The sequence below is a fragment of the Puniceibacterium sediminis genome (assembly GCF_900188035.1).
Taxonomy (GTDB): domain Bacteria; phylum Pseudomonadota; class Alphaproteobacteria; order Rhodobacterales; family Rhodobacteraceae; genus Puniceibacterium; species Puniceibacterium sediminis.
The window spans coordinates 1-1,232 of record NZ_FZNN01000065.1 but is presented as its reverse complement, the minus strand read 5'-3'; the positions used below and the strand labels follow the sequence as shown (position 1 = coordinate 1,232).

General features: G+C 59.9%; 1 protein-coding gene. It reads right to left on the bottom strand.

Annotation, left to right across the window (positions count from 1 at the left end; genetic code table 11):
* A partial coding sequence (gene ahcY / locus CHB75_RS21205) for an adenosylhomocysteinase (protein WP_089274148.1) occupies positions 1 to 1,232 on the bottom strand: 1,232 nt, incomplete at both ends.

Below are 1,232 nucleotides of genomic sequence, written 5' to 3'. Positions count from 1 at the left end.
ACGCCGATGCGGTCCAGATGCAGGCGCGCGACCTTTTCATCCAGATGCTTGGGCAGGATGTAGACGCCATTGCCGTACTCGTCGCCCTTGGTCCAAAGCTCGATCTGCGCCAGAACCTGATTGGTAAAGGACGCCGACATCACAAAGGACGGGTGGCCGGTGGCATTTCCAAGGTTCAGCAAACGTCCCTCGGAGAGCAGGATGATGCGGTGCCCGTTGGGCATCTCGATCATGTCGACCTGATCCTTGATGTTGGTCCACTTGTGGTTTTTCAGCGCGGCAACCTGAATTTCGTTGTCGAAATGGCCGATGTTGCCGACAATCGCCATATCCTTCATCTCGCGGATATGTTCGATGCGGATGACGTCCTTGTTGCCGGTCGTCGTGATGAAGATATCCGCCGAGGACAGCACATCCTCGAGCAGAACAACCTCGAACCCGTCCATCGCCGCCTGAAGCGCGCAGATCGGATCGACCTCGGTCACTTTCACTCGTGCACCGGCGCCACGCAGGGACGCGGCCGAACCCTTGCCCACATCGCCATAGCCGCAGACGACAGCGACCTTGCCGGCCATCATCGTGTCGGTGGCGCGACGGATGCCGTCGACCAGAGATTCCTTGCAGCCGTACTTGTTGTCGAACTTCGACTTCGTGACGGAATCGTTCACGTTGATCGCCGGGAAGGGCAGCAGGCCCTTTTTGTGCAGGTCGTACAGACGGTGCACGCCGGTTGTCGTCTCTTCCGAGACGCCTTTGATGGCTGCCTTGGTTTTGGTGAACCAGCCCGGAGTTTCGGCCATCCGTTTCTTGATCTGGGCAAAGATCGCCTCTTCCTCTTCCGAGGTCGGCACTTCGATCAGGTCGGTTTCGCCTGCCTCGACCCGTGCCCCCAGAAGAACGTAGAGCGTTGCATCGCCGCCATCGTCCAGGATCAGGTTCGCGCCCTCGGGGAACTGGAAGGACCGGTCGAGGTAATCCCAGTGTTCGACCAGCGTCTGGCCCTTGATGGCAAAGACCGGCGTACCGCCCGCGGCAATCGCCGCCGCCGCGTGGTCCTGTGTCGAGAAGATGTTGCAGGACGCCCAACGCACATCGGCCCCCAACGCCACCAGCGTTTCGATCAGAACAGCCGTCTGGATCGTCATGTGCAGAGACCCGACGATACGCGACCCCTTCAGTGGCTTCTCTTCACCGAATTCGGTGCGCAATGCCATCAGGCCCGGCATTTCCGT